15 protein-coding genes, 2 rRNA genes and 1 pseudogene (1 of these 18 cut by a window edge) are annotated in these 25,022 nt (G+C 69.3%); 10 read left to right on the top strand and 8 right to left on the bottom strand.

Annotated elements, in window-relative coordinates; all coding sequences use genetic code 11:
• Positions 1–2,012: ribosomal RNA gene (locus tag AC1UKG_RS01055) — 23S ribosomal RNA — on the top strand; it begins 1,099 nt to the left of the window's first position.
• Between the two features lie 84 nt (positions 2,013–2,096).
• A 5S ribosomal RNA gene (rrf, locus tag AC1UKG_RS01060) occupies positions 2,097–2,213 on the top strand.
• A 600-nt stretch (positions 2,214–2,813) separates the two neighbouring features.
• Here rrf and AC1UKG_RS01065 read toward each other — a convergent pair.
• Positions 2,814–4,673 (bottom strand): VanW family protein, encoded by a 1,860-nt coding sequence (locus AC1UKG_RS01065; RefSeq protein ID WP_018746002.1) that lies wholly within the window; start codon positions 4,671–4,673, stop codon positions 2,814–2,816.
• Positions 4,674–4,826: 153 nt separating this feature from the next.
• Here AC1UKG_RS01065 and nudC point away from each other — a divergent pair, with 153 nt between their 5' ends.
• On the top strand, positions 4,827–5,768 hold the full coding sequence (gene nudC / locus AC1UKG_RS01070) for an NAD(+) diphosphatase (RefSeq protein ID WP_018746001.1): 942 nt from the start codon (positions 4,827–4,829) through the stop codon (positions 5,766–5,768).
• Here nudC and AC1UKG_RS01075 read toward each other — a convergent pair.
• Complete coding sequence (locus AC1UKG_RS01075) at positions 5,754–7,025, bottom strand: polysaccharide biosynthesis protein (protein ID WP_475889903.1); 1,272 nt, start codon at positions 7,023–7,025, stop codon at positions 5,754–5,756. The genes nudC and AC1UKG_RS01075 overlap by 15 nt on opposite strands.
• Positions 7,022–11,368, bottom strand: coding sequence for an alpha-(1->3)-arabinofuranosyltransferase domain-containing protein (locus AC1UKG_RS01080; protein WP_482642897.1), 4,347 nt, complete (start codon positions 11,366–11,368; stop codon positions 7,022–7,024). The genes AC1UKG_RS01075 and AC1UKG_RS01080 overlap by 4 nt, the downstream gene beginning before the upstream one ends.
• Positions 11,369–11,532: 164 nt before the next feature.
• Between AC1UKG_RS01080 and AC1UKG_RS01085 the strand changes: the two genes are divergently transcribed.
• From AC1UKG_RS01085 to AC1UKG_RS01095, 3 genes are read left to right on the top strand one after another with little or no spacing between them, the layout of a single operon-like run.
• The gene (locus AC1UKG_RS01085) at positions 11,533–13,410 is read left to right on the top strand and encodes a hypothetical protein (protein ID WP_482642903.1); all 1,878 of its coding nucleotides are present in this window, start codon (positions 11,533–11,535) and stop codon (positions 13,408–13,410) included.
• The gene (locus AC1UKG_RS01090; protein WP_482642898.1) at positions 13,411–15,162 is read left to right on the top strand and encodes an MmpA family trehalose lipid delivery protein; all 1,752 of its coding nucleotides are present in this window, start codon (positions 13,411–13,413) and stop codon (positions 15,160–15,162) included.
• Positions 15,155–15,349 (top strand): hypothetical protein, encoded by a 195-nt coding sequence (locus AC1UKG_RS01095; RefSeq protein WP_018730388.1) that lies wholly within the window; start codon positions 15,155–15,157, stop codon positions 15,347–15,349. Before AC1UKG_RS01090 ends, AC1UKG_RS01095 begins: the two co-directional genes overlap by 8 nt.
• Here AC1UKG_RS01095 and AC1UKG_RS01100 read toward each other — a convergent pair.
• A complete protein-coding gene (locus AC1UKG_RS01100) occupies positions 15,334–16,530 on the bottom strand; it encodes a glycosyltransferase family 4 protein (RefSeq protein ID WP_482642899.1) in 1,197 nt (398 codons plus the stop codon). The two genes, AC1UKG_RS01095 and AC1UKG_RS01100, sit on opposite strands and share 16 nt — an antisense overlap.
• An 80-nt stretch (positions 16,531–16,610) precedes the next feature.
• Entirely contained in the window at positions 16,611–17,822 is a 1,212-nt protein-coding gene (locus AC1UKG_RS01105) for an acyltransferase family protein (protein ID WP_018745995.1), read from the bottom strand.
• 114 nt (positions 17,823–17,936) lie between these two features.
• Between AC1UKG_RS01105 and pgfA the strand changes: the two genes are divergently transcribed.
• Positions 17,937–18,989, top strand: coding sequence for a cell envelope lipid trafficking protein PgfA (gene pgfA, locus AC1UKG_RS01110; RefSeq protein WP_018815495.1), 1,053 nt, complete (start codon positions 17,937–17,939; stop codon positions 18,987–18,989).
• 152 nt (positions 18,990–19,141) lie between these two features.
• On the opposite strand, the gene AC1UKG_RS01115 is transcribed toward pgfA, so the two are convergent.
• Complete coding sequence (locus tag AC1UKG_RS01115) at positions 19,142–20,812, bottom strand: DUF885 domain-containing protein (RefSeq protein ID WP_482642900.1); 1,671 nt, start codon at positions 20,810–20,812, stop codon at positions 19,142–19,144.
• Positions 20,813–20,976: 164 nt separating this feature from the next.
• Here AC1UKG_RS01115 and AC1UKG_RS01120 point away from each other — a divergent pair, with 164 nt between their 5' ends.
• Positions 20,977–22,113: an EamA family transporter gene (locus tag AC1UKG_RS01120; RefSeq protein ID WP_018815496.1), complete on the top strand. Its 1,137-nt coding sequence runs from the start codon at positions 20,977–20,979 to the stop codon at positions 22,111–22,113.
• On the opposite strand, the pseudogene AC1UKG_RS01125 reads toward AC1UKG_RS01120, so the two are convergent.
• Together AC1UKG_RS01125 and AC1UKG_RS01130 are read right to left on the bottom strand one after the other, a co-directional pair.
• Positions 22,062–23,063, bottom strand: a pseudogene (locus tag AC1UKG_RS01125) (PHP domain-containing protein); the annotation flags it as partial. The gene AC1UKG_RS01120 and the pseudogene AC1UKG_RS01125 sit on opposite strands and share 52 nt — an antisense overlap.
• 31 nt (positions 23,064–23,094) lie before the next feature.
• Positions 23,095–23,793: a peptidoglycan DD-metalloendopeptidase family protein gene (locus tag AC1UKG_RS01130; RefSeq protein WP_029125036.1), complete on the bottom strand. Its 699-nt coding sequence runs from the start codon at positions 23,791–23,793 to the stop codon at positions 23,095–23,097.
• Between the two features lie 56 nt (positions 23,794–23,849).
• On the opposite strand from AC1UKG_RS01130, the gene AC1UKG_RS01135 reads away from it, so the two are divergent.
• The gene (locus tag AC1UKG_RS01135; RefSeq protein ID WP_018745989.1) at positions 23,850–24,212 is read left to right on the top strand and encodes a hypothetical protein; all 363 of its coding nucleotides are present in this window, start codon (positions 23,850–23,852) and stop codon (positions 24,210–24,212) included.
• Between the two features lie 280 nt (positions 24,213–24,492).
• Complete coding sequence (locus tag AC1UKG_RS01140; RefSeq protein WP_018745988.1) at positions 24,493–25,017, top strand: tRNA adenosine deaminase-associated protein; 525 nt, start codon at positions 24,493–24,495, stop codon at positions 25,015–25,017.
• The last annotated feature ends 5 nt before the right edge of the window (positions 25,018–25,022 follow it).

A 25,022-nucleotide genomic window follows, 5' to 3' on the forward strand; every position in this document is an offset into this window, starting at 1 on the left:
TGTGCTAAGTGGAAAAGGATGTGGGGTCGCATAGACAACCAGGAGGTTGGCTTAGAAGCAGCCATCCTTGAAAGAGTGCGTAATAGCTCACTGGTCAAGTGGTTCCGCGCCGACAATGTAGCGGGGCTCAAGCACACCGCCGAAGCTGTGGCATTCACGCGTGTACTTCGCATGGCCTTTGGGTTGTGTGTAGGTGTGTGGATGGGTAGGGGAGCGTCGTGCCGGGGGTGAAGCAGCCGAGTGATCGAGTTGTGGACGCGGTGCGAGTGAGAATGCAGGCATGAGTAGCGAAAGAAGGGTGAGAAACCCTTCCGCCGGATGACCAAGGGTTCCAGGGCCAGGTTAATCCGCCCTGGGTGAGTCGGGGCCTAAGGCGAGGCCGAGAGGCGTAGTCGATGGATAACGGGTTGATATTCCCGTACCCGCGAAGGAGCGTCCCTGATGAACCTCGTTGTGCTAACCATCCGAGCTTGGTGTGGTCTTCGGACTGTGCTGGGGGAGCGTGGGAACCTGGCGGGTAGTAGTCAAGCGATGGGGTGACGCAGGAAGGTAGCTGAGCCCGGCCGGTGGTTGTGCCGGGGTAAGCGTGTAGGCTGTGTCGTAGGTAAATCCGCGGCGCGTGTGGCTGAGACGTGATGCCGAGCCGATTCAGGTGAAGTCAGTGATCCTATGCTGTCGAGAAAAGCCTCTAGCGAGTTCCGAGCGGCCCGTACCCTAAACCGACACAGGTGGTCAGGTAGAGAATACCAAGGCGATCGGGTGAACTGTGGTTAAGGAACTCGGCAAATTGCCCCCGTAACTTTGGGAGAAGGGGGGCCGGAGACGTGAAGGCACGTGCTGCTGGAGCGTTGTATGGCCGCAGAGAGCAGGGGGAAGCGACTGTTTACTAAAAACACAGGTCCATGCGAAGAAGTAATTCGATGTATATGGACTGACGCCTGCCCGGTGCTGGAACGTTAAGGGGACCTGTTAGTCTTTCGGGGCGAAGCGGAGAACTTAAGCGCCAGTAAACGGCGGTGGTAACTATAACCATCCTAAGGTAGCGAAATTCCTTGTCGGGTAAGTTCCGACCTGCACGAATGGCGTAACGACTTCCCCACTGTCTCAACCACAGGCCCGGCGAAATTGCATTACGAGTAAAGATGCTCGTTACGCGCGGCAGGACGGAAAGACCCCGGGACCTTTACTATAGCTTGACATTGGTATCCGAATTAGCTTGTGTAGGATAGGTGGGAGCCGGTGAAGTGTGCACGCCAGTGCATGTGGAGGCAATCTTGAAATACCACTCTGGTTGGTTTGGGTATCTAACTTCGGACCGTTATCCGGTTCAGGGACAGTGTCTGGTGGGTAGTTTAACTGGGGCGGTTGCCTCCTAAAGGGTAACGGAGGCGCCCAAAGGTTCCCTCAGCCTGGTTGGCAATCAGGTGTTGAGTGTAAGTGCACAAGGGAGCTTGACTGTGAGACTGACGGGTCGAGCAGGGACGAAAGTCGGGACTAGTGATCCGGCACTGGCGAATGGAAGCGGTGTCGCTCAACGGATAAAAGGTACCCCGGGGATAACAGGCTGATCTTCCCCAAGAGTCCATATCGACGGGATGGTTTGGCACCTCGATGTCGGCTCGTCGCATCCTGGGGCTGTAGCAGGTCCCAAGGGTTGGGCTGTTCGCCCATTAAAGCGGTACGCGAGCTGGGTTTAGAACGTCGTGAGACAGTTCGGTCCCTATCCGCCGTGCGCGTAGGATACTTGAGAAGGGCTGTCCCTAGTACGAGAGGACCGGGACGGACGAACCTCTGGTGTGCCAGTTGTCCCGCCAGGGGCACGGCTGGTTAGCTACGTTCGGAAGGGATAACCGCTGAAAGCATCTAAGCGGGAAGCCTGCTTCAAGATGAGGTATCCCATCCACCTTTGGTGGGGTAAGGCCCCCAGCTAGACGACTGGGTTGATAGGCCGGAAATGTAAGCTCGGTAACGGGTTCAGTTGACCGGTACTAATAGGCCGAGGACTTGATTACTAAGTTGCTGCGCGTCCACTGTGTAACTCTTGGCAAACAAACATTGCCTGTGGTGTTGGGTGTGTTTGATATGTCGATAAGTGTTACGGCGGTCATGGCGGAGGGGAAACGCCCGGTTACATTCCGAACCCGGAAGCTAAGCCCTCCAGCGCCGATGGTACTGCACTCGGGAGGGTGTGGGAGAGTAGGACACCGCCGGGCAAAACTTCAGTTGAGGGCCGACCCTACCCGGGTCGGCCCTCAACGCATTTCCAGCCCTTCGACACCACGCCCCCAAGTTTCCCTGCGCCGCCCGCTGTCCTCTTCCAGCCCGGGCCGGTGTTGACCAGTCCGGGCCGGTGTTGATCAGTGTGACGACGGTGCGGGGCTCCCCGTCAGCGGGTGACGGCATTGTTTCGTGAGCTGCGGCAGAGCCAATCACGCTGGCTTTTCCGTCCCTGCTCTGTCTTTCCCGTCCTCTGCACTATGAGTCTGGTCAGCCCGACCGCACTGACGTGTCGACTCCGCGCATGTGGCCGTCGTGGTACGCCGAATCACTGGCTGGACCGTGGGACTGGTCGTAGCGAAGCGTGGTAGCTGTTGGCTACGACAGCTGGACGGCTGCGGGCGTCGGTAGGCCCTGCGCTGCGGTCAGTGCCCCTGCGTTGCCCTACTGTGTGCCCTGCGCTGTGGCCGCCGCTGTCCCGGCTCTGACCGGGGCTGTGCTGCTCTGACCGGGCTGTGGTCGCCGCAGACAAGACGAGGGCCCTGCCGGCGCAATGCCGACAGGGCCCCCAGGTCAGTCCAGGTGCGGGGCGGGGTTCAGGAGGGCTCCGGGCCGCAGATGAAGCGTGGCTCCGCAGCGTAGCGCCAACTGAACTTCTCCCGCTTGGTCTCCTTACCGTCCTTGTAGAACACCCGGTAGGCGTTCTGGCTGAACCCGTCGCTGCCGTTGGCGGCGATGCAGTCCGGGCCTGGCTCCAGGTAGACCGTCTTCGGTTTGGTGATGTTGCTTCGGGGGCCGTACTCCGTCTTCACCTTGTCCCAGACCTTCGTACTCCAGATCGAGACGGTGATCTTGTTCGACGTGTACGAGGTGTCGATCAGGAGCCCGTACTCGGTGTTGTTGCGGAACTTGAAATCGAGCTCTGGGTAGAAGATCGTGGACTCGATGACCGCGGGGTAGCGGCTGAAATAGTACGAGTGGGGCTTGTGCTCGACATCCTCGAGCCCCGCGTAGTAGGTGGCGTTGAAGAGCGTCGTGGTGAACTGTGAGACGCCGCCCCCGACTCCCGGTACGAGCTTGCCGTTGAGGATGACCGGCGCGTCCTGGTAGCCCTTGGCGTAGTTCCGGTCGCCGGTATGCCCGTTCAGGGAGAACGTCTCGCCGGGCAACACCAGTGTGTTGTCCACGTCCTTCGCGGCGGTGATGATGTTCTGGCTGCGGGGCGAGGAGAGCCCACCGGGGAACTGGGTCGTGAAGGTCGACACCTTCTCCTTGATGCCCAGGCCGGCCAACTTCTCCGTGGTGAGCTCTGGCTCCTTTGTCTTGAGCCTGCCCGTCACCCGGCGGTCATCCGACTGCGGTAGGACCGCGAGCAGAGCCTCCCCAAGGTGACTGGTGTCCAGCTCCTTCCCGTCCCGACTCGCGGTGATCTTCGGCTTGCCGTCGGTGAGGGTCATCTGGGCGTTCTTCGGGGTCACCTCGACCTTGGCCAGGTCGTCATCGAGCGCGGTGCGGAGCCGTTCGCCATCGACCTTCGCCGACAACGTGCCAGCCTCGTCCGCGGTGAAGAGTAGGCTCTTCGCGATCGCCGCCGGCGGAATGCTCACCGAGCCCTCGTCCGTCGTCAGGGTCACCGGAGCCGCCACGGCCGGTTTCGCCAACTCGGTCACCATCCGGTCCACCTCCTCGGCCGTGGTAACCGGGTGGGTCTCGGCCAGCGGAATGGTGACCGGCTCGCCGCTCAACCAACCCTCCCGAACTGCCTGCGCGGAGTGCTCTGGGTTGAGCTCCAGGCTGGGCTTCGGATGGGTTGCCTTCGGGGTGAGGCCACTCCAGGTGATTGCGGGCATGGTCATCTCGCGGCTCTGCTCCCCCAAGACCTCGTTGAGCGCCGCGTCGAGCCGCTCCACGTCCACCGTCACCACCGGTGGCACGGCGCGGGAGCCGACGAGGCGCTCGAAGACGTGTGCCTCCACCTGCATGGCGGCTCGCACCGTGGCCTCCACGTCAACCTGGAGACCCACCTCGGCCGGCACCAGGTCCGCAGTCTGTTCGCCGACGACCACCGGCAGGGGAGCGTTCAGCTCGGCGGTCTGTCGTTCGACCGCCGCGCGCAGCTCCGCGGCCGCGGCTACCTGGCTCTGACCGCCGAGCTCCGCGCCGAGGACCGTCGTGCCACGGGGTACGTCACCGGCGTACGCGTAGGTGCCGATGCCGATTGCGGAGGCGAGCACCGCGGTGGTGACCCCGATGGCGACCAGCAGCGAGGTGCGGTGGGCCCACCCCCCGCGAGGCGGAAGGGACCACTTGCCGCCAGATAGTAAGGACCACTTCCCGCCCGGTTGACGGTTGGTGGGTTGCTCTGTCTCCTCAACGGGCCACTGCACCGCGGCCACCTGCACGGTGGGCCGGTCGTCCGCGGGCAGCTTCTTGTCGCCGTACAGGGTCACAGTCACCTCGATCAGGGCGTCGCACCCGGGCGGCTATCACACCCGGAAGGAAACTACGGTAACCAACATGTGCTCGTTGCGGCAGGGCGCATCCTCCGTCGCGTGTCGCGCCTCCCCCCGAACCTCGCGTGTCCGTCCGGGCATGCGACGGTGGAGTCCATGCGGGAGGACGAGGCAGCCCTGGCGTACGGCGGCGGTTGGGCGGACCGGGCTGGCGCCGTACGCACCGATCCGGATCGGCTGGCGACGTTGCTGGACGCGGCAGGGACCAGAGTGCTGCCGTTGTGGCAGGACCGCTGCCTGGCCAACGGGGCGGTGCCGGTTCGACTGAGCGGCGCAGCGGCGGCGCGGGTTCGCGCTGCCGGGGCGGCGCCGGTCTTCCTCGGGTTCGTGGCGGGGCAAGCGGTCTTCGCGGTCGACCTCTCCGAGCTCACCGAGGACGCCGCTGCGGCGGCTGCCGGGGCGACTCGGGTGGTAGATGTGCGCCGGCTCGTCGGGCAGCTCAGCCCAGCCGAGGCAGCCCTCCAGGCGTACGCGCGCGGTCTGCTGCACTGGCACCGGCAGCAGCGGTACTGCGGCACGTGCGGTGGGGCGACCAGCGTTCAGGAGGCCGGGCACGCCCGGCAATGTACGGAGCCGGACTGTGCCCGGCTGTACTTTCCGCGGATCGAGCCCGCCATCATCGTGTTGGTGCAGACAGCGGGATCGCCGGGCCGTTGCCTGCTGGCCCGGCACGCCGGGGCGGCTGAGAACGCGTTTTCGACCCTCGCCGGCTTCGTCGAGGTGGGGGAGACGCTGGAAGACGCGGTCCGGCGGGAGGTGGCCGAAGAGGCGGGCGTCGTGGTGACCGACGTGGCGTACCAGGGGTCGCAGGCCTGGCCCTTTCCGGCGGGGCTGATGGTGGGGTTCCGGGCCACCGCCGAGTCCGACGAGATCCGGGTGGACGGGGTCGAGCTGCTGGAGGCGCGCTGGTTCACCCGCGCCGAGCTGCATCAGCGGGCGGCGGTGGGCCATCGGCTGGGCCGGCCGGACTCGATCGGTCACCACCTGCTCAGCAGCTGGTTGGCCGAGGGCGAAGCCACGGCGTCAGCTTCCCGCTGACGCCCGCCGCGGTGCCGGCACCCGCGTGCCGGCTCGCGCTGGGGTCGACATCCATGTTCGGAGTGTCATGACCAGGGTCGTGACCACGGCGGCTCCCAGGGTGGGCCAGAGCAGACCGGCGACGGTTCGCGGCGTGGTCCACAACGCGACCGTCGTCAGCAGGATGCTGCCCACCCACAGCGGCGCGGCGGGCCAGCGGACGCCGGTCGCTACCGCCGCGTTCAGCAGGACGAAAACGACGGCGTAGAGCGCTCCGACCGCGGCGAAGAGTGGCGCGAACGGGCCCAGGTGGGTGTAGTCCGGGCCGCCGGCGAGTTGGAAGGCCAGGGTGCCGGCGAACGTCGAGCCGAGGACCAGTAGTACGCCGCAGCCGGCGGTTACGGCGAGGGCGACGGTCCGACTGAACCGGTCGTCGCGGGCCAGCCGGGGCAAGGCGAGTACGGTGGCGACCTGTGGCGCCCACAGCGCCCCCTTGGTCAGCACGGTCCCCACCGCGTACCCGCCGGAGTCGTCGGCCGGCAGGAGCTGACGGGCGAGGAAAAGGTCCACATACGAGACGATGAGCATGGCGAGCATCGCGGCGCAGCCGGTCAGGATCTGGCCGGCATTCAGCGGCGGCGCCGTGGCGGGGGTCCTCGCGGCAGCCGGCCGGGCCAGCGCGGCGAGCCCGACCGGAGTGAGCGCGGCGGTCCCGGCACCGAGCAGCAGGGATCCGGTAAGGCCGGCGTCCAGCAGCAGACCGACCAGCACCCCGCCGTACCGGCCGGCGGCCAACAGCCCCATGGCGACGGCCAGCCGGACGAACCGTTGCCCGCCCTGAAGTTCCCCCAACGTCCGGCAGGAGAGCACGATGGCGGCCGTGGTGATCGCGGAGAGGATGAGGGCCTCGACCGGAAGTCGCAAGCTCGGGACGAGTAGTGGGGTGGCGAGGATCAGGGCGGACGCGCAGAGCGCGGCGGTCAACAGGGCTGCCCGGCGGGTGTGGGTGGGGCCGTGCTTCGCGTGGTGCACGGCGACGGCGAGCTGAAGGCCGAATCCGGGCACGCTTGCGATGGCGATCAGGCCGAGCGTGGTGGCGAGCGCGCTGAGCTCGGCCGAGTCGAGCTGGCGGGCGGCCAGCACCGGGGCGAGGTAGGCGAGGCCGTTGCCCAGCAGCCCCGCGGCGGTCACCGCTAGGCCGGCGGTGCCGAGTGCCCGGGCGCCGGTGTTCGGGGAACGCGTCTCCGAGCTGTCCGCATCGTCGGTTCGCCGGCTCACACGATCCCCGATGGGTCGGAGTCTCGCCAGGAGGTGTTCCCGGCGATGCCGCCGCGGGACCGCGTGGGTGCCTCCACGGTCGATGGCGCCGTGGCGGGGCGCTGGGGAGCGCGGTGGACAGGGCGGCGTCGAAGGCAGGTGGACAGCCAGAGGCAGCCGAGCGCGAGCACCATGAGGAGCTGCGGAAGGGCGGCGGTGTGCCGCTGCGTGGCGTCCAGGTACGTCCAGCCGGCGAGAAGGACGAGGGCGGCGGGAAGCCAGGACTCGGCGAAGCGGGGGGCGAGCCGTACCCAGCGGGGGTCGGTCGGCCGCGGCTCGCGCAGCGAACCGGGGAGGGCCAGTAGGACTCCAACGGCGACGAGTGCCCCGCCGACGAGGCCGCCGAGCAGGATCAGGGCGGTCGCGCCGACCGCCAGCAGGGGCAGGGAACGGGTGGTCCGGCGTCGTGGTCGCCGGCCCGGCCGGGCCGGCCCGCTGCCGCGGCGTTCGGGCAGCAGCGCGAGGAGGGCGACGCCCAAAAGCAGGGCGCCTCCGGTCAGGAGCGCCACCTGGTACGGGCGGTCCGGGGTGAAGCGCAGGACGACCTCGCCCGCGGCGCCGGCGGGCAGCACCCAGCCCTGCTGCCAGCCGTCAACGACCACGGGGCGCAGCGGCTCGCCGGCGAGCGTGGCCTGCCAGCCCCGGTTGGTGTTCTCCCGCACCGCGAGCACCCGTTCGGCGGCGTGCTCAGCGACCTGTACCCGCCGCTCGGTCGCCGCCCACGCGGTGACGTCGAGGGCGCTCGGGCCCAGCACACCCGTGCGCTGCTGCGGTACGAGAGCGACCCGGGTGGGTGTGGCGAACTGGCTGGCGGCGGCGACGAGACGGTGTTCGGTGGCGCCGAGCGACAACTCGGGGTCGGTGCCGCACGGCTCGGCCGGGACCTCCCGCAACTCCAGGAGGTCTCGCATCGTGCCGCGTAGGGCGGTGGTTACCGTCTCTTCGCCGATCGTCAGCGTTGGGCCGGAGCCGCAGCCCAGCGTCAAGGGTGTGTCCAGGTCTGCTCGGCTGGTGGGGGCGCCCGGAAGCACGGTGATCTCTCCGACCGCGATCGGCAGGGGCTCGGGCAGCCGAAATCCGTACGGATCGATGCTGGCGGCGGAGGGCGGGTCGAGGAACTGGATGGTGATCTCGTTGGTTTCCGCCGGCGGATCCAGGGTCAGCACTCCGTCCTCGCCGAGTAGGCCGCCGCGGATGCCATCGTCGGCGATCACCCGTACGCTGCCGAGCCGGGTGGCTGCGACGGCCGGGTCAACGGCGAACCGAAGGCCGCTGATCACCTGCGGTCTGAGCCAGGTGAGGCGCAGGATCGGGGCGTCGTCGCTGATCGCTGGTGACCAGCTGGTGGCCGGGTCCCCGTCCAACACCGCGCCGGGGCGGCGGGTCGGATGCGGGACACCGGTTGACGAGGCGCTCACCTCGGGCGCGAGGCCCAGTGCCTGGGCGGCGGTGACCGACTGGTCCAGGGCCGCGTGTAGGGCGGAGCCGTCCATCGGGCGGGCCCACAGCTGCGGGTCGTAGGTCCCGGCAGCGGGCAGGGTGAGCGTACGGTCGATTGTGCGTCCATCCTCCGAGCCGCGGATCGCGTTGGTGGAACAGTGCGGCTTTCCGTCCACCATGAAGCAGGCGGGCGTGCGGGGGTCGGCGGAGACGACGACGGCCGGTGGTTGTTCGGTGGCGGGGGCGGCCGGCAGCCGGAGGGTGCGACTGGTCTGGATGCCGGGGATGCTGATTTCGGAGATCCCCACCACCCCGGCACCGAGTGGGCGGAGGGTGAAGGTGTCGTCGATGGAGATGCGGATTCGCTGGGTGGCATGGATGCCGTCCAGGTCGAGGGTCATCCGGTCGCCGAAGCTCTCCATGGTCCGGCTCTCGTATCCGGCGGTAACGGTCACCGTGGTCGGCAACACGTCCGCCGTCAGGTCGAAACTGAGCTCCACCTTGGTGATGTTGGTCGGGTTCTCCAGCGCCACCTCGATCCACTGTTGATCACCGTGGCTGAATGGGGCGGACTGCCAGGAGGTCGTCGGGTCGCCGTCCATCGCCGCGTACGGCTGATGCTCGGAGCGGTTCCCGCCGGGGGTGCTGACCTGTGAGCGTGCCGTTGCCGCGCGGATCGAGCTGATGCCCTCAAACTCAGCCACTGTGGACCAGGTTGCGGCCCAGTCGGGTAGGTAGTCGTGCGCGGGGGCGGACGACGCGAGGGGCTCGTCGGCGGTGTGGGTGTGCGAGACGTTGTCCTGGGAGCGCCCGAAGGAGACCTCACGGCGCCGAAGCCCGTCGGTCATTGCGACGGGACCGTAGCCGCCGGCTTCCGCGTCCCCGGCTTCCGCGCCGCCGGCTTCCGCGTCCCCGGCTTCCGCGTCCCCGGCCAGGACCGTGGGGGCCGGGCTCAACAGGCCCGCCGCGGCGAGGTCGAGCAGGGATTCCGGACCACCGACGACGGTGGCGACATCCGTCCGGTCGTAGGCGACGACTGGCTCCACCCGGCGGTTGACCCGGTAGACCTCGAGTGCCCGTCCCGGTACGTCGAGCCCCTGGTCGCGAAGCTCCACCCCCTCCGGCCCACCCCGGACCGGGCCGAAGGTGGCGACCCGGGTCAGCCCCGGTGAGCGCTGCAGGGCCTGGCGAACCACGGCGGGGCGGGTCGTGTCGGAGCGACCGTGGTCGAGATCGGCACGGAACAGGACGTGGCTGATCCCGGAGCGGGCGAGGAGGTCGGCGAGGCCCGCCGAGCCGGCGCCGGAGCTGAGCGTGGCCTCGATCGCGTCCAGGAGCCGAATGGTGGTGGGCGGGGTGAAGGGGATCGAGTTACGTACCGCCCAACTGCTCTCCAACAGGGGTTGGGTGATCTCGTCGGTGGTGCTGCCCCAGTCGTAGGCGGGGCGGCGGGCTCCGGGGACGACGAGCACCCGTCCCGGTCCGGTGTTCGCGTCCAGCCAGTCGGCGGCGTCGTGCCAGTATGGGGGCACTTCCCGCGCGCTTCCGGGGGTGGCGAGTCCGCCGACGATCGCCGGGCTGGCGACCGCCGCGACCGCTGCCATGGTCACGCCGGTGGTGACCCAGGCTCGCGCGAAGGCCGGCTTGCGGCGCGCGGCGGGCGCGGTACGCGCTGCCCGCACGACCAGGCTGACCAGGTGGGCCAGTCCGAGCGCCAGTGGTAGGCGGAGCAGGACGTCGAACTTGTGGGTGTTCCGCAGTGGTGCGCCGACCCCGTCGAGGAACTGCTGCTGTCCTCCGGCGAGGAGGTTGGGGAACTCGCTGAGGTGCCCGAGCCCGACCATCGCGGCGCCGAGTACCAGGCCGGTGACGAGGAAGCGGCGGTGCGGCATCCCGCGTCGGGAAAGGCCCAGCACACCCAGGGCGGCGACGGCGAGCGTGGCGAGGATCAGCGCAAGCTCGTTGGCCAACCGGGCGCCGCCGGGGATGGCCTGCTCAACCGGGGAGGCCAGGTACGCCACCCAGTAGGACGCGCCGCGGAGCGTCGTCACGGCGTCGGTCACGCTGGTGGTGCTCTGGGCGGTTTCGATGTAGTCGAGGAACGGTGGGCTGTACCGCCCGAGAATGAGCAGTGGAGCCAGCCACCAGGCGGTGGCCAGGGCGACCGCGCCGCACCAGGCGGCGATTGCGCTGATCCGGCGGCGGATCGGTGCGATTGTGGCGAGCCAGAGCAGGGCGAGCGGCACCACCGCGAACACGGCGGTCGCATTGACCCCGCCCGCACAGGCCACGGCGAGTGCCGACCCCGCGACCGCCCGACGTAGGGGCGCACCTCGGGCGAGGCCGACCAGGGGGATGAGCACCCACGGCGCCACCGCGCTGGGCCAGGATTCGACCGAGGACCAGCCGAGTTGGGTGAGGATCCGGGGCGACAGCGCGAAGGCGATGCCAGCGATCATGCGTCCGGTGGGTGAGCCGATGCCGAGCTTGCCGGCGAGCCGCACCACACCCAGGTAGGCGACGCAGAAGAGCAGCGCCCACCACAACCGTTGGACCACCCACGGTTGCAGGCCAAGCTCCGATCCCACGAGGAAGAACGGACCCATTGGCCAGAGGTACCCGTAGGCCTGGTTCTGTAGCTGGCCGAAGGTGCCGGCGGGGTCCCAGAGATGTAGGGAGCGGAGCAGCCATCCGGCGGGATTGACGTTCAGATCGACCTTGGTGTCGGGGACGATCAGCCCGGGTGCCTGCTGGAAGGCGAGGGCGGTGAGGACGACGCAGATGGCGAGGTGCCGGAATCTCTGGTCCAGCCGTCGAGCGCGATTCGGCCGTGCTCCGGCACCACTGGTCACCTCTGCACGCATGTCGCTCCTGTTCCGCCGGGGTACGGGTACCGGCAGCCGACGACGGTCGAGCGACGTGGCCGGGACCGGGGTGGGCCGGGAGGCGGCAACGAGTGGCATGACGAATGTGGATGGATGGCCACCCCCACGGCGTGTAAGCGTGTGGCAGGCTGCCGAGCATGTCAATGCCAGAGGCTGGGGCTGTGGCGCCTGCGGAGCCCGCTGCGTCGGAGTCCGGCGGCCCGCAAACGTTCGTTCGACGGCTTCGCCCGGACCAGGTCGGGGCGGTGGCGGTAGTCCTCATTGTGGTGTCAGTCGCCTGGCGGGCCGGCCTCGCCACGCGGGGCTGGTTCTCCCAGGACGAGTTCGTCATCGCCGCCCAGGCCCTCGATGCCCGGTTGGACGCGGACTTCCTGCTGCGAACCTTCAACAACCACCTGATGCCCGGCGGCCTGTTGACAGCTTGGCTGATGGTGCGGGTAGCCGGTTTCGTCAGCTGGCCCTGGGCGCTGATGCTGGCGGTGGGGCAGGCGGCCGTTGGCGTCGCCGTCTATCGGCTGCTGCGCGACCTGCTGCGGCCGGGCTGGGGTCTGCTGGTCCCGTTGGCCCTCTTCCTGTTCAGCCCGCTGACGCTGGAGGTGTCGTCGCTGTGGCTGGTCGGGCTACTCCTGTTGCCGGTGCAGCTTGCGCTGGTCCTGGCGGTGCGGGCTCAGGTCTGGTATGTGCGCACCGGCCGCCGCCGGCACCTCGTGACGGTCGCCCTGTGGCTGCTGTTCGGCCTGCTGTTCGACCCGAAGGCGCTGCTGATAGCGCCGTTGTTGTTTCTGCTGACCCTCTTCCTGTTTACCGACGGCTCGCCGTGGCGAAGCATGGTCACGGTGGTGCGTCGGCATTGGCCGGTCTGGCTGGTGCTCACCGTGCTCTCCGGGGCCTACCTGGCGTTCTACCTGACCCGACCGGCTCGTGCGCTGGACCAGGTGACCTCGCCCGGTCAGGCTTTCACCTTCCTCGGTGACCTGGTCGGTGCGACCGTTGTGCCGGGCCTGCTCGGGGGGCCGTGGCGGTGGACGTACGCCGGTGACGGGCCGCCGTTGGTGGATCCCTATCCGGTCGCGATGTGGCTGTCGTGGCTGGTGCTGGCGGCCCTGGTTGTGGTGACCGTCCGTCGGCGCCGGTCGGCGGCGCGGGCCTGGCTGCTGCTGGCCTGCTACCTCGGCCTGGTCGCGGTGCTCTTCGCGGTGACCCGCCTCGGTGGCGTGCTCGGCCCGATGGTGGGCACGGTCCCGCGTTTCGTGGCTGATCTGGTTCCGGTCGCCGCGATCTGCGTCGGGGTAGCCCTGTTCGGGCTCCGCGATGCCGGCGAGCAGGACCGGTACGTCTCCCGGCCGCTACCGGGGGTTCCGTGGGCGCTCGACTCCGTCGCGATCGGTCGGGTGGCGATCGCCGTCCTGGTCGCGGTCGGACTCGGTACGGTGTGGAGCACCGTTCGATTCGGGGAGAACTGGAGCACCAAGCACGGCCGGGAGTATCTCGCCACGACCCAGGCCGAGCTTGCCGCCGCGCCAGCGGACACCGTCTTTCTGGACACGATCGTCCCCGATCGGGTCGTCGCCGGCTACTTCTGGCCGGACAACCTTCAGTCGCACTTCTTCCGGCCAGCCGAGCGCCGGCCGGAGTTCGTCGAGGTGGCCGAGCTGCCGGTTACCTTCGACGCGGAGGGTCGAATCCGTCCGGTCCGGATCGAGGGAGTAAAGGTTCTGCCCGGCCAGGTGCCCGACTGCGGGCACCTGGTGGAGAGCGGACGAACGGCCCGGATTCCGTTGGCAGCACCGGTTGAAAAGTGGCCGTATGTGGTGGAGTTCGGCTACCTGAGCTCCGGTGACGCTACCGCGATCATCCGCCTTGGAGAGGCCACTCAAGAGATCACGTTACGGCGTGGGCTGCATCAGCTGTACTTTCCGTTGGCCGGAGCGGGGGAGGCCGTGGAGATCACCCTTCGCACTCCGGACACCGCCCTCTGCACCAGGTTGATCACTGTCGGGCGGGTGGTGCCGGCGCCGTGAGTGGGTGACCGACCGGCCGACCGGGCCCGGGTGGTTCGAGATCGGTTTCTGTTGTACGCCGTCGCGGTGGTGGTGACGGCGGTGGTGCTCGCTCCACTCGCGGCACCGGGCTACGTGTTGCTCTACGACATGGTGTTCGTGCCCCGGCAGCCGCTGAGCTGGGATCTCGTGGCGCCGGTGCAGGGCCTGCCGCGGGCGGTACCGATGGACGCCGTGGTCTCGGTGCTCACCCAGCTTCTCCCCGGCTGGGTGGTGCAGCGGATCGCGCTGGGCGGGGCGGTTCTGCTGGCGGCGGTTGGCGCCGGGCGCCTGGTGCCGACCGAACGGACCGGGGTTCGGCTGCTCGCCGCGGTCGGCTATGCCTGGACGCCGTACCTGGCCGAGCGGCTGTTGCTCGGGCAGTGGGGGCTGCTGGTCTGCTACGCCGCCCTGCCGTGGTTGGTGCGGGCCGTGCTGGAGTTGCGCACTGGGCGGGCCGGCGCGGTGGCCCGCGTGCTGCTCGCCGCGGCACCGGCGGTGATAACCCCGACCGGTGGCCTGATCGCGTGTGGCGTGGTGTCGCTGCTCGCACCGCAGCGGCGGCGGTGGCGGGGATCGACGGTCGCGGTGGCGGGGGTCGCCCTGCTCAACGCCCCGTGGGTCACCGCTGCCCTGGTGTCCCACGCGGGCGGCACCTCCGACCCGGCGGGAGTGGCCGTCTTCGCCGCCCGGGGCGAGAACTGGGCGGGTCCACTGGCGGCGCTCGCGGGCACCGGGGGCATCTGGAGCGCGCAAGCCACTCCGGCGAGCCGAGCCCTGCCCCTGGTGCCGCTGGTGACCCTGGTGCTGTTGGCCCTGGCCGCCGCCGGGTTCGGCCTACTGCGGCGGCGGATGTCATCGGATGCGCTGACCCGGTTGGTGGTGCTGGCGGGGGCCGGTTTCCTGCTCGCCGCGCTTGGTGTGGTGCCGGGGAGCGCCGACGTGCTGCGGTGGGCGGTGGCGCAGCTACCGGGGGCCGGGCTGCTTCGGGACGGGCAGAAGTTCCTGGCGCCGTACGCGTTGCTGTTGGTGGTCTGCGTGGCGCTGGGCGCCGAACGGCTCGTGACCCGGATGGAGCGGACGAACCGGGAGGTGGCGGGGGTGGTGCTGGGTGGTGTGTTGCTACTGCCGGTCGCGGCTATGCCGGATCTTGCGTTCGGCGGCGCGGGCCGGTTGTGGCCGGTCAGCTATCCGGCGGACTGGCAGGTGGTGGCGGGGCGACTGGCGGCCGACCCCGGTGGGGAGGTCTTGGCGCTGCCGTTGAGCGGCTACCGCGCGTACTCGTGGAATGCCGGGCGGACGGTTCTGGACCCGGCCCCGCGCTACCTACCGGCGACCGTCCTGATCGACGATACGCTCCGGGTCGGTGATGTCGCGGTGACCGGCGAGAACGCGCGCCTGCGGGAGATTCGGCAGCTGCTCGGGGCGGGGCGGCCGGTGGCGGAGACGGGGGTGCGCTGGGTGCTGGTGCAGCAACACCGTCCGGACCCGGTGGATCCGGCCATCCTCACCGGCCTCGAGCTCGTGCACGAGGGGGCGTTCCTGGCCCTCTATCGCAACCCAGCCGTACCGTCGAGCCCGGTGGTGGTGTCCCCGGTTCGGTGGGCGGTGGTGGTGGCGTTGGCTGTCGCCGTCGCGGTGGTGGTCGCCGCCATGTTTCGGCACTACGTCGGTGGGCTACTGCGTGGTAACCTCCGCTCCGAGGTCCAGACATTGGAGGATTGGCATGCGTAAAGCCCTGACCTTGGCCGTAACCGGCCTGGTGGCGGCGGTGCTCGGCTTCCTGTCTCTCGCCGGGCTGGCGGCCGCGACGACCGCCACCGAGGAGGAGGCGGTCGCCAAGGCTGAAGAGCTCATCGAGAAGGCCAAGCAGGCCAACGAGCCGGACCCCTATGCACCCGAGATCTACGGCAGCAGGTAAGACGGGGCGCCCCGTGTGCGCGTCTGGCGGGGCGACTCCGCGCTCTCCAGTAGAGTCGCGAAGCGGCTTCCGGCCGCCGGCCAGGTAAAGGCCGCCGCGTGCTCCCGCGCTGCCGCGCCCAGCTGCTGTCGTAGCTCGTGGTGGTGCAGCAGGGTCTGCACCTTCGCTACGTAGTCGTCAATGTCATCGGCGAGAAGCCCTGTTTGGCCGTCCACCACCGCCTCACCCACGCCGCCCGCGCTCCGGAAGGCGACCGTCGGAGTGCCCGCCGATCCCGCCTCCACGATGGTCAGACCCCAGCCTTCCTTCAGGGACGGGGTGAGCGCCACCCAGGCCGAGGCGAGGAGGGCTGCTTTCTCCTCCTCCGTCACGAACCCCCGGAACTCCACGCGGTCGGTGATGCCGAGCTCGTTGGCGACTTCGCGGAGTCGCCCTTCCCACCAGCCCTGGCCGGCGACGACCAGCCGCAGTTGGGGTAGTTCGTCGGCGAGGGTGGCGACCGCCTGCAACGCCACCTCGACGCGCTTGTGTGGGACCAGCCGGTTGAGCGTGACCAGCAGCGGGGAGGAGGTGCGTTCCGCGTCGGTGGGCGGGAGTGGCGGAGTGCCGTTGTGCACCACGGAAATCTGTTTCGCGGGTACGCCGAGCTGGATCAGCTCCTGACGGGTAGCGTCGGAGACGGTGATGTGCTGACAGTGCCGGTAGACGAATACGGCGTAAGATGACTCCACCCACCAGCCGAACCGGGCAGCCCATGCTGGAAGCACGACCCCCCATTGTTCTCGATGAATGTGGTGGACTAGCTTGACAATCGGCCGTCGAGCCCATAGTGGTGACATGAATGGCAGGCCGTTGCAGACATCCACGATCACGTGCGGTCGGCCGCCGTGGCGGCGAGACAGGGGGCCGACGCCGAGGGCGCCGGCGAGGTAGCAGAGGGCGGCCCACAGGTAGACGGTGTGGCGTCCACCGCGTCTGACCAGCCGAATCCCATCTTTGTTGACCTCATCGGGGGGGCCCTGGCGATGTGCGGCGCAGAACAGCGTGACCCGGAAGCCGCGGGCGACCAGCTCTGCGGCAATCCGCTCGACGTATACCTCGGATCCACCGCCTTCGGGGTTCCGGGTGTCCCGCCAGTTGAGGAACAGCACATGTCCGGCGGTGGCGGAAAAGTGCTCCACGTGATCCCTACTCTCGAGTAATTTAGCGCCACACTAAAGCTCGAGGGCCGGCTAGGCAATGCCTACGTGGACTATATTGGTCAATGTGGCAAATTGACCGTCGGCGCTCTCCTCTGGGGCTGAGAGGTGGTCGGTCGAGGGTGGCGGCGGTCGGCGAGCGCCTGGATCGGGCGTTCGACGCCGTAGTAGCTCAACGCCGCGAACGCCAGCCCACCCGCCATCGTCACGGTGAAGGTCTCGAGGAGTCCGCCGGTGAACAGCGGGCGGTCTCCCACGAGGTAGAAAATTTCGATCACCAGCGGATGCCAGAGGAACAGCCCGTACGAGACGAGGCCGAGCCAACGGGCGGAGGTGCTGCCGAAGGCCTGGTGGATCCGGGTCTTCCGCTCGCCGAATGCCACCGGAATCATGATCAGAATTCCGACCGCGAGATAGAGGGTGAGCTTCACGGCGAACTCCCCGGAGGTCGGCTCGGCGAGGTCAAGCGGGCCGGCGATGGGCGTCGTCGCGATCGCCAGCAGACCCGCGGCCGCGGCCCAGCAGGCGACCGGCGCCGCGGCGAGGTCGTCGAGGACGCGCAGGGCGTCCGGACCCGTCCTGGTTTGTAGGGCGACATGCGCCACCGCCAGGACCATGCCGCCGCAGAACCAGGCCGCGTACGAGGGGAGCCACATGGTGTGGACGGTGGTGTCGACCACGTCAAGTCCCATCAGGGTCAGCCACCCCGCAGTCACCAGGACGCCCCCGGCGGCGAGCACCAGGGTGCGGACCGGGCGCCAGGTACGGCCTACGGCGAACACCGCGACCAGTGGCAGGACCAGGTAGAACACGACCTCGGTGGCGAGGCTCCAGGTCTGACTGAGGCCGGCGCGAAGCTGATTGGGTTGATAGATCTGGGTAAAGGTCAGGTGGCGGAGCCAGTCGCCGGCCGAGGCGGGCCGATTCTGCGGCAGAACGATCAGACAGACCAGCACCGTCAGCCAGTAGGCCGGCAGGATCCGCAGGGCGCGCCGCCAGAGGTACCGGCGAACCCGGGGGCGGGGAAGCCCGGCGGCGGCACTCGATACCCAGGGCCGAAAGAGCAGGAATCCGGAGAGGACGAAGAAGATGGCGACACCGACGTCCATCCGCGCTAACCAGGCGCCCCACTGGCTGTTCAGGCTCACACCGGTGTGGAACCCGACGTGGTGGGCGACGACGGCTACCGAGCCGATCGCGCGGAGCGCATCCAGGGCGGGCAGGCGGCCGGTGATCGAAGGAGGTGCCGGGCTCGGGGTAACGGTTGCGGACATCTGGACATCCAGGGGGTTCGCTTTAATGTTGACTGGGGAGTAACCTCCCGCCATGTTATGGATCGATTGCCCTGGGCGACAGGCCGTGGGGCGGCAGGCGTTACAGGAGGAAGAGTGAAGCTTCGGGTTAGTGCCGCGCTCTTCGGGCTCGGTATCTTGCTGTTGGTCCTCGCGGTCGGGTTGCCGCTCTATGTCGCCCCCGCCGTAACCAAGCTCCCCTACGACCTGGAGCCGACGACGTCGGTCGCGGAGGCGACGAACGCCCGGTTCTTGCAGATCACGGCCGAGGCGGAAGTGGTCACGATCGAGGTCCCACGAGCGGATCTACGCTCCACCATCGAGGTTCTTCCCCAGCCCGGCCTCACCAGGGACGAGCTGCCGGAAAAGCTCAAGGGCGACGCGGTGGTCTGGGACGTCTACCAAACGGTGCGGCGGACCGACAACGACCGGGATATCACCGCGTACAGCACGCAACTGGCCCTCTTCCGGGTCTCCGGCACCGCCGCCCCCTGGGAAGGTCAGTGGCTCAAGCAGGACGACAGCGACGAGACCCCGCGGGGCAACGTCGAATACACGGGGCTGACCTACAAATTCCCGTTCGGTGCGGAGAAGAAGGACTATCCGCTCTTCGACCGCGACGTCAAGAAGGCGTTCCCGGCGGCCTTCGTCGGCACCGAGACCGTCGAGGGTATCGAGGTGTACCGCTACGAGCAGCGGATCGAGGAGGAGGAGCTGTACACGCCGGAGGAGAGCCTGCAGGCGCTGCTGGGCGCCTTCGCCCCGGAGGCCACCACCGGTAAGGTCATCTACAGCAACACCCGGACGTACTGGGTTGATCCGGTTACTGGCGTCTGGATTGACGCACGGGACCAGCCGCGCAAGGAGCTGCGTCCGGACGTCGGGCCCACCACCGTCCTGCTCGACGCTGACTTCAACTACACGGAAGACACCATCAGCAGCACTGTCGAGTCGGTTATGAAAAACCGGTTCCAGATCAGCCTGGTCGGCCTCTGGGCCCCGATCGCCGCGGCCGTCCTCGGCCTGATCGCCCTGGCCCTCGGCCTCCGGCTGTTCTTCCAGGCCGGGGGTGGCGCAGGTCGGCACTCCGCCCGCGCGTCCGTCGCCGGTGGTCCCGCAGCCACCACAGTGGATCAGGATCCGAGCTAGCGGCATGGATGGTCGGCCCCGGGGGTAGGGGCGGGTCGTACCCGCCCCTACCCGGGCTCCTGCCCCGCCGAGCCAGCCGTCCTATCCGGACTGATCGCCACCCTCGCACCGGCCGCTCGGTGGCACCGGATCGGGGCGGTCAGCGTCCGCCCTCAGATCCGGGCGAGCGCCCGACGTAGCGGGTCCAGGCCGAGGGAGCCCAGGTCGAGCGCCTGCCGATGGAACTCCCGAAGGTCGAAATCCGCCCCCTTGCGAGCCTTGGCATCGGCCCGAGCCTGCAGCCAGATTCGCTCACCAACCTTGTAGGACGGTGCCTGCCCGGGCCAGCCCAGGTAACGGTTCAGCTCGAACCGCAGGACCTCATCCGGAACCCGGCAGTGCGCCCGCATGAACTCCCAGCCCAACTCCGGCGTCCAGCGTTCGCCCGGGTGGAAGCCGAACGGGTTGTCGGCCGGGATCTCCAACTCCAGGTGCATCCCGATGTCGACGATCACCCGAGCGGCGCGGAGCGCCTGGCCGTCGAGCATGCCCAGCCGCTCGCCCGGGTCCTCGAGGTAGCCCAACTCCTCCATCAGTCGTTCGGCGTAGAGGGCCCACCCCTCGCCGTGCCCGGAAACCCAGCAGAGCAGGCGCTGCCAGCGGTTGAGGGTATCCGCCCGAAGCACGGTCTGGGCAACCTGAAGGTGGTGGCCCGGAACGCCCTCGTGGTAGACGGTGGTGACCTCGCGCCAGGTGGAGAAGTCGTCGATGCCCTGCGGCACGGCCCACCACATCCGGCCGGGACGGGAGAAGTCCTCACTGGGGCCGGTGTAGTAGATCGCGCCGTCACTCGTCGGTGCCAGGCAACACTCGATCTGGTGGACCTGTTCCGGGATGTCGAAGTGAGTGCCGTGCAGCTCGCTGACCGCCTCGTCGGCGAGGTTCTGCATCCAGTCCCGGAACGCCTCCTTGCCCCGGATAGTCCGCGCCGGGTCCGCGTCCAGCGCGGCCACCGCCTCGTCGACCGTGGCGCCGGGGCCGGCGATCCGCGCGGCGACCGCTTCCATCTCCCGCTCGAGTCGGGCCAGCTCCGCGAACCCCCAGGCGTACGTCTCGTCCAGATCGACCCGGGCGCCGAGAAAGTACTGCGAGGCCAGCTCGTAGTGCTCTCGGCCGGCGGCCTGTTTCGCCCTGCCCCGCGGGGCCAGTTCGGTCCGGAGGAAGCGGCCGAACTCGGCGGTCGCCGCAGTGGCGGTCGTGGCACCCCGGCGCAGCTCGGCACCGAGTGCGCCACCCGCGCCCAGCCGTTCGACGAGCCCGTGGAAGAAGTTGTCCCCGTCCGGGTCCACCCAGGTGTCACACTGTTTGGCTACCTCGAGCAGCTGGGCTCGCGCGCTGGAATGGCCGGCCGCGGCCTCCTCGCGCAGCGTGGTCTGGTACTGCTCGAGTGCTCCGGCGAAGTGGTGGAGCCGCGCGGCGATGTTGGCCTGGGCCTCCTCGCCATCGGTCGGCATCAGGTCGAACACGGAGCGGAGCTCGTGCAGCCCGCTGGTGATGACGTTGACTCCCCGGCCGACCTCTCCCGCCGCATGGCGGGCGAGCTCCAGGCCGAGCCGCTCCTGCATGGCCTCCTTCGCGGTCTGCTCCGGCAGCGACTGAGGCTCCACGCCGTCGAGGTCGGCGAGGACTCGGCGGGTCAGGTCGGCGCGGGCGGCGTAGCCGTCCGGCGAGAGGTCGTCGAGGCGGTCGTCGTGGCCGGTGATGCCGACGTAGGTGGCGCCGGTCGGGCTCAGCGCGGCCCACTCCGCCACGTACCGGTTCGCAATATCGTCGATTCGTCCCACGAGCTCGACCCTACGTGATCGTGCAGTCGGGGTGCGCCCGTGAGGTCGCCGGTTTCGGGGTGCCCCCGGGACCTGTGGTCACCGGCCGGACAGCTCTTGTGACGGCCAACACGGCGTCGGAAAATCACCAGACTTTCCCGTGTACGGCCGGCAGAGTGTCAGGGGTGACAGTCGAGTCCGCCCCTGACCGGGCTGCGCTGCGGAGCTGGCTGCCCGGGTACCTCGCGTTGGCCGCGATCTGGGGTTCCAGCTTTCTGTTCATCAAGATCGGGGTACGGGAGCTGCACCCGGTGCACCTGACCCTCTACCGGGTCGGTGCCGGCGCGGCGACGCTGCTGATCCTGCTCGCGGTGCTGCGCGACCGGCTGCCCCGCGAGCCGCGGGTCTGGGCCCACCTGGTCGTCACCGGGGGAATCGGTGTGGCGCTTCCGTTCACCCTGTTCGGCTACGGCGGGGAGCGGGTCGAGTCCATGCTCTCCGGGATCTGGAACGCCACCACGCCGCTGGTGGTGCTCCCCATGGCGGTGCTGGTCTTCCGCACCGAACGGCTGACCGTCGCCCGGGCCGTCGGACTCGGGCTGGGCTTCCTCGGCGTACTGGTGGTGCTCGGGGTGTGGCAGGGGGCTGGCGGTGCGCACTTCGTCGGCCAGCTGATGTGTTTCGGCGCCGCGGCCTGCTACGGGGTGACCATCCCGTACCAGAAGAAGTTCGTCGCGGGCCGCTCCCACTCCGGGCTGGCCCTGTCGGCGGCGCAGCTGTTGATGGCGCTGGCGCTGCTCACCGTCGTCACCCCGTTCGTGGCGGGCGCCCCGCCGGTGCCGACGGCCCTCTCCGGCTCGGTCCTGGCCAGCATGGTCGCGCTCGGCGCACTCGGTACCGGACTGGCCTTCCTGATTCACTTCCGTAACATCCGGGTCGCCGGCGCGAGTACCGCGGCGACGGTGACCTACGTGATCCCGGTCTTCGCGGTGCTGGCCGGTGCGCTGGTGCTCGACGAGCGGCTGACCTGGCACCAGCCGGTCGGTGCGGTGGTGGTCCTGCTCGGTGTCGCCGTTGCCCAGGGCCTGATCGGCCCCCGCCGCCGACCGCGCGACACCGCGCTACCGGCCGCCACAACCGGAACCTCGACCTCGGCGGGGGGAGCCTCAACCCCGGCGGCGGGAGCACCGGCCACCGTCGGTCAGGAGCTGCTTGCGGCCCACGCCACCAGCCGTTCCGCCGGCCAGGTGTTGACCACCCGGTCAGCGGGGACGCCGCAGCGGGCGGCGCGTTCGCAGCCGAACCGTTGCCAGTCGAGCTGACCTGGGGCGTGCGCGTCGGTATTGATCGCGAAGTGGCAGCCGGCCTCCAGCGCCCGCCGAATCAGCCGTTTCGGCGGGTCCTGCCGCTCCGGCCGGGAGTTGACCTCGACCGCGACGCCTCGCTCCGCGCAGGCCGCGAAGACGGCGTCCGCGTCGAAGTCGCTCTCCCCCCGGGTACGCCGCCGGTGCCCCCGGTCGCCCGGCCCGGTCACGCCCGCCGGTCGGCTGGAGACCATCCGGCCGGTGCAGTGCCCGAGGATGTCCAGGTGCGGGTTCGCGATCGCGGTGAGCATCCGGCGAGTCATCCGCCCCCGCTCGTCGGAGAGATTGCTGTGCACCGAGCCCACCACCACGTCGAGTTGGGCGAGCAGCTCCTCGTCCTGGTCCAGCGTGCCGTCGGCGAGGATGTCCACCTCGATGCCGGTGAGGATCCGGAACCCCGTCGGCAACGCCTCGTTCAACTGCCCCACCTGCTCCAGCTGGCGGCGCAGCCGGTCGGCGGTCAACCCGCGCGCCACCTTCAGCCGAGGTGAGTGGTCGGTGAGCACCAGGTACTCGTGGCCCAGCTCGACCGCCGCCAACGCCATCTCCTCGATTGAGGAGCCGCCGTCGGACCAGTCCGAATGGGTGTGGCAGTCGCCGCGTAACGCTGTCCGGAGCGCTGTCGCCTCAGCGTCCAGGTCGGTGCCCTCGGTCGCCGCCAACCGACGCAGGTAAACCGGCTCCTCGCCCGCCAGCGACTCGGCCACGCAGCGGGCGGTGACCGTGCCCACCCCGGACAGGTCGGTGAGCTTGCCGGCACGGGCCAGCTCGGCGACCTCCGCGGTCGGCAGGGCGGCCACGGCCTTCGCCGCCGACCGGAACGCGCGCACCCGATAGGTGGCTTCGTTGGCCCGTTCCAGCAGGAAAGCTATCCGGCGTAGGTCAGCGATGGGATCCCGGGCGGTCATTCCTGCAACCTAGCGGCTGCGGCCAGGACACTCACGGCTCCTTCGGGCAACCGTGTCGGCGCTGCCAGTCCGCCACCGCCACGGCGGGCGACCGGTTGACCCCACGCCGCCACGCGTCCAGGTAGGGCGCGGGCCACACCACCCCCCGCCGGATCCACCAGCCGTCCTTCCCCGGACACGGCGGTGAGATGCCGAAGTGCAGGTGACACACGTTGTTCGCGTTGCCGGTCCGGCCGACGGTGCCGAGTTGCTGCCCGGCGACGACGCGTACGCCCGGCTCGAGGCCCGCCGCGACCTCGGTCAGGTGTGAGCCGTAGTAGCGCACCCCGTCATCGCCCAGCACCGCCACCGACAGGCCGCCGTTGAACGGACCGCGGGGTCCGCCCGGGTCGAAGCGGTCCACGCGGCTCACCTCCAGCACCGAACCGTCCGTCACCGCCACCACCGGCGCACCGCAGTCGGCGAAGATGTCCGTGGCGGGGTACACCGAGTGCGTCGGATGGTAGGAGGCGTTGCTGGCCCGTACCGGGAAGACGTGCCGGAGCCCGGCGGGCGGTGCCTGCGGTGGGGTCGCCGACGGGGTGGCGGGGGCCGGCTCCGTGGCGGCCGGGCGAGTGGCTGTGCCGCTGTCCACCCCGGGGCGGGTGGTCGCGCAGCCTGCGGTGAGCATCGCGGCGAGCAGGAGCAGCAGGGGGTACGCCGGGCGGCGTCCGGCCAACGGCGCAGGCATCCGGCCATCCTGACAGACCAGTACGGTGGGAGGGAAAAGCCGGGGAGGAGGCGGTCGTGACCGACCCGTACGACGGGGGTCGTCCCCGAAACCCGTCGGGGCTCTTTCCCGCCGGGCCGCCGACGCGGCCCACCTACCGCGAGCCCCACCCGATCGATGGTGCCGCGGTGCTCCTCGGCGGTGTGGTCGCCACCACCTGGCTGATGCTCTTCGGGCTGCTCGGCGCCGGCGTACGGGGATACGTCTGGTGGACGGTGTTCGCCGGTGGCATCGCCTGGCTGGCGGCCCTGCTGTTGGTGCGTCACGGCGACCGGGGAGTCGCCACCGGGGTCGCGATCGTTGTCGGTGGTGGGTGGAGTATCGCGGCGGCAGTCGTTGCGAGTCGCTGGATGGTCAGCGGAGACTGGCCTCTCTGGTAGGCAAGCCGGCAACCGCTCCACCCGTGCCCGCGGCGGCTTCGATCAGCGTGGCGGCGTTGATTGACCGCGCGTCGGGGCGTTGGCCGGTCGCCCGCCGATCCCACCGGCTAACGTGCACGCGTAAGACCATCCGCGCGTCCTGGCGAGTGAGCAGGTGGAGCTGGTGGGCTGGTCACGCCGCAGATGAGCTGCGGTCGGTGGCCGGGTCAACCACCGACGGTTGCGAAGCCGCGGACGGTCGAAGGATTTCGGGCTACGTCGAGGAAGTTTTGGGGGAACCGTGTCGTACTTTGCTGCGGCCGTCGTGCGGGACGAGAGCGGCTGGACCGCCGCCGAGGTGAACCTCCGTGGTGCCGTTGACGTGGACGGGGTCGCCGACCGGTTGCGCGACGTCGACCCGGGTGCCGACCTGTCGCTGCTCTTCGTCGAGGCCGAGGAGGAGTACCTGGTGATCCTGCGTCTCGATGAGGGTGAGGATCTGCGGGTCTTCGGCTCGGATTCGGCGTACGCCGAGGAGACCCAGCTGGGCGCGCTGCTGGTCGGGGACCTCAAGGCGTCGGTACCGGGGTTCGACGAGCCCGAGGAACCCCGCGCCACCACCGGTGACCCGGAGAGCGAACAACCCGCCGCGGATCCGGAGGCGGACCCGGTCGGGGACGCGGACCTCCTCGCCGACCTGGGGGTGTCCGGGACAAAGCTGATCGCGCTCTGTGGTCACGAGGGGATGCTGCCGGCGGATGTCACCACCGAGGCGTGCACGGTGTTGGGCTGCGCCGACGAGGTCGAGGAACTGCGTGAGGTGTGAGCCCG

Source organism: Salinispora sp. CH2A1_6 (assembly GCF_056820975.1).

Excerpts from the sequence above, each read along its gene's own strand:
- AC1UKG_RS01130 (WP_029125036.1), bottom strand. The coding sequence starts at position 23,793 with ATGCCTGCGCCGTTGGCCGGACGCCGCCCGGCGTACCCCCTGCTGCTC.
- AC1UKG_RS01095 (WP_018730388.1), top strand. The coding sequence starts at position 15,155 with ATGCGTAAAGCCCTGACCTTGGCCGTAACCGGCCTGGTGGCGGCGGTG.
- AC1UKG_RS01080 (WP_482642897.1), bottom strand. The coding sequence starts at position 11,368 with ATGCGTGCAGAGGTGACCAGTGGTGCCGGAGCACGGCCGAATCGCGCT.
- nudC (WP_018746001.1), top strand. The coding sequence starts at position 4,827 with ATGCGGGAGGACGAGGCAGCCCTGGCGTACGGCGGCGGTTGGGCGGAC.
- AC1UKG_RS01085 (WP_482642903.1), top strand. The coding sequence starts at position 11,533 with ATGCCAGAGGCTGGGGCTGTGGCGCCTGCGGAGCCCGCTGCGTCGGAG.
- AC1UKG_RS01105 (WP_018745995.1), bottom strand. The coding sequence starts at position 17,822 with ATGTCCGCAACCGTTACCCCGAGCCCGGCACCTCCTTCGATCACCGGC.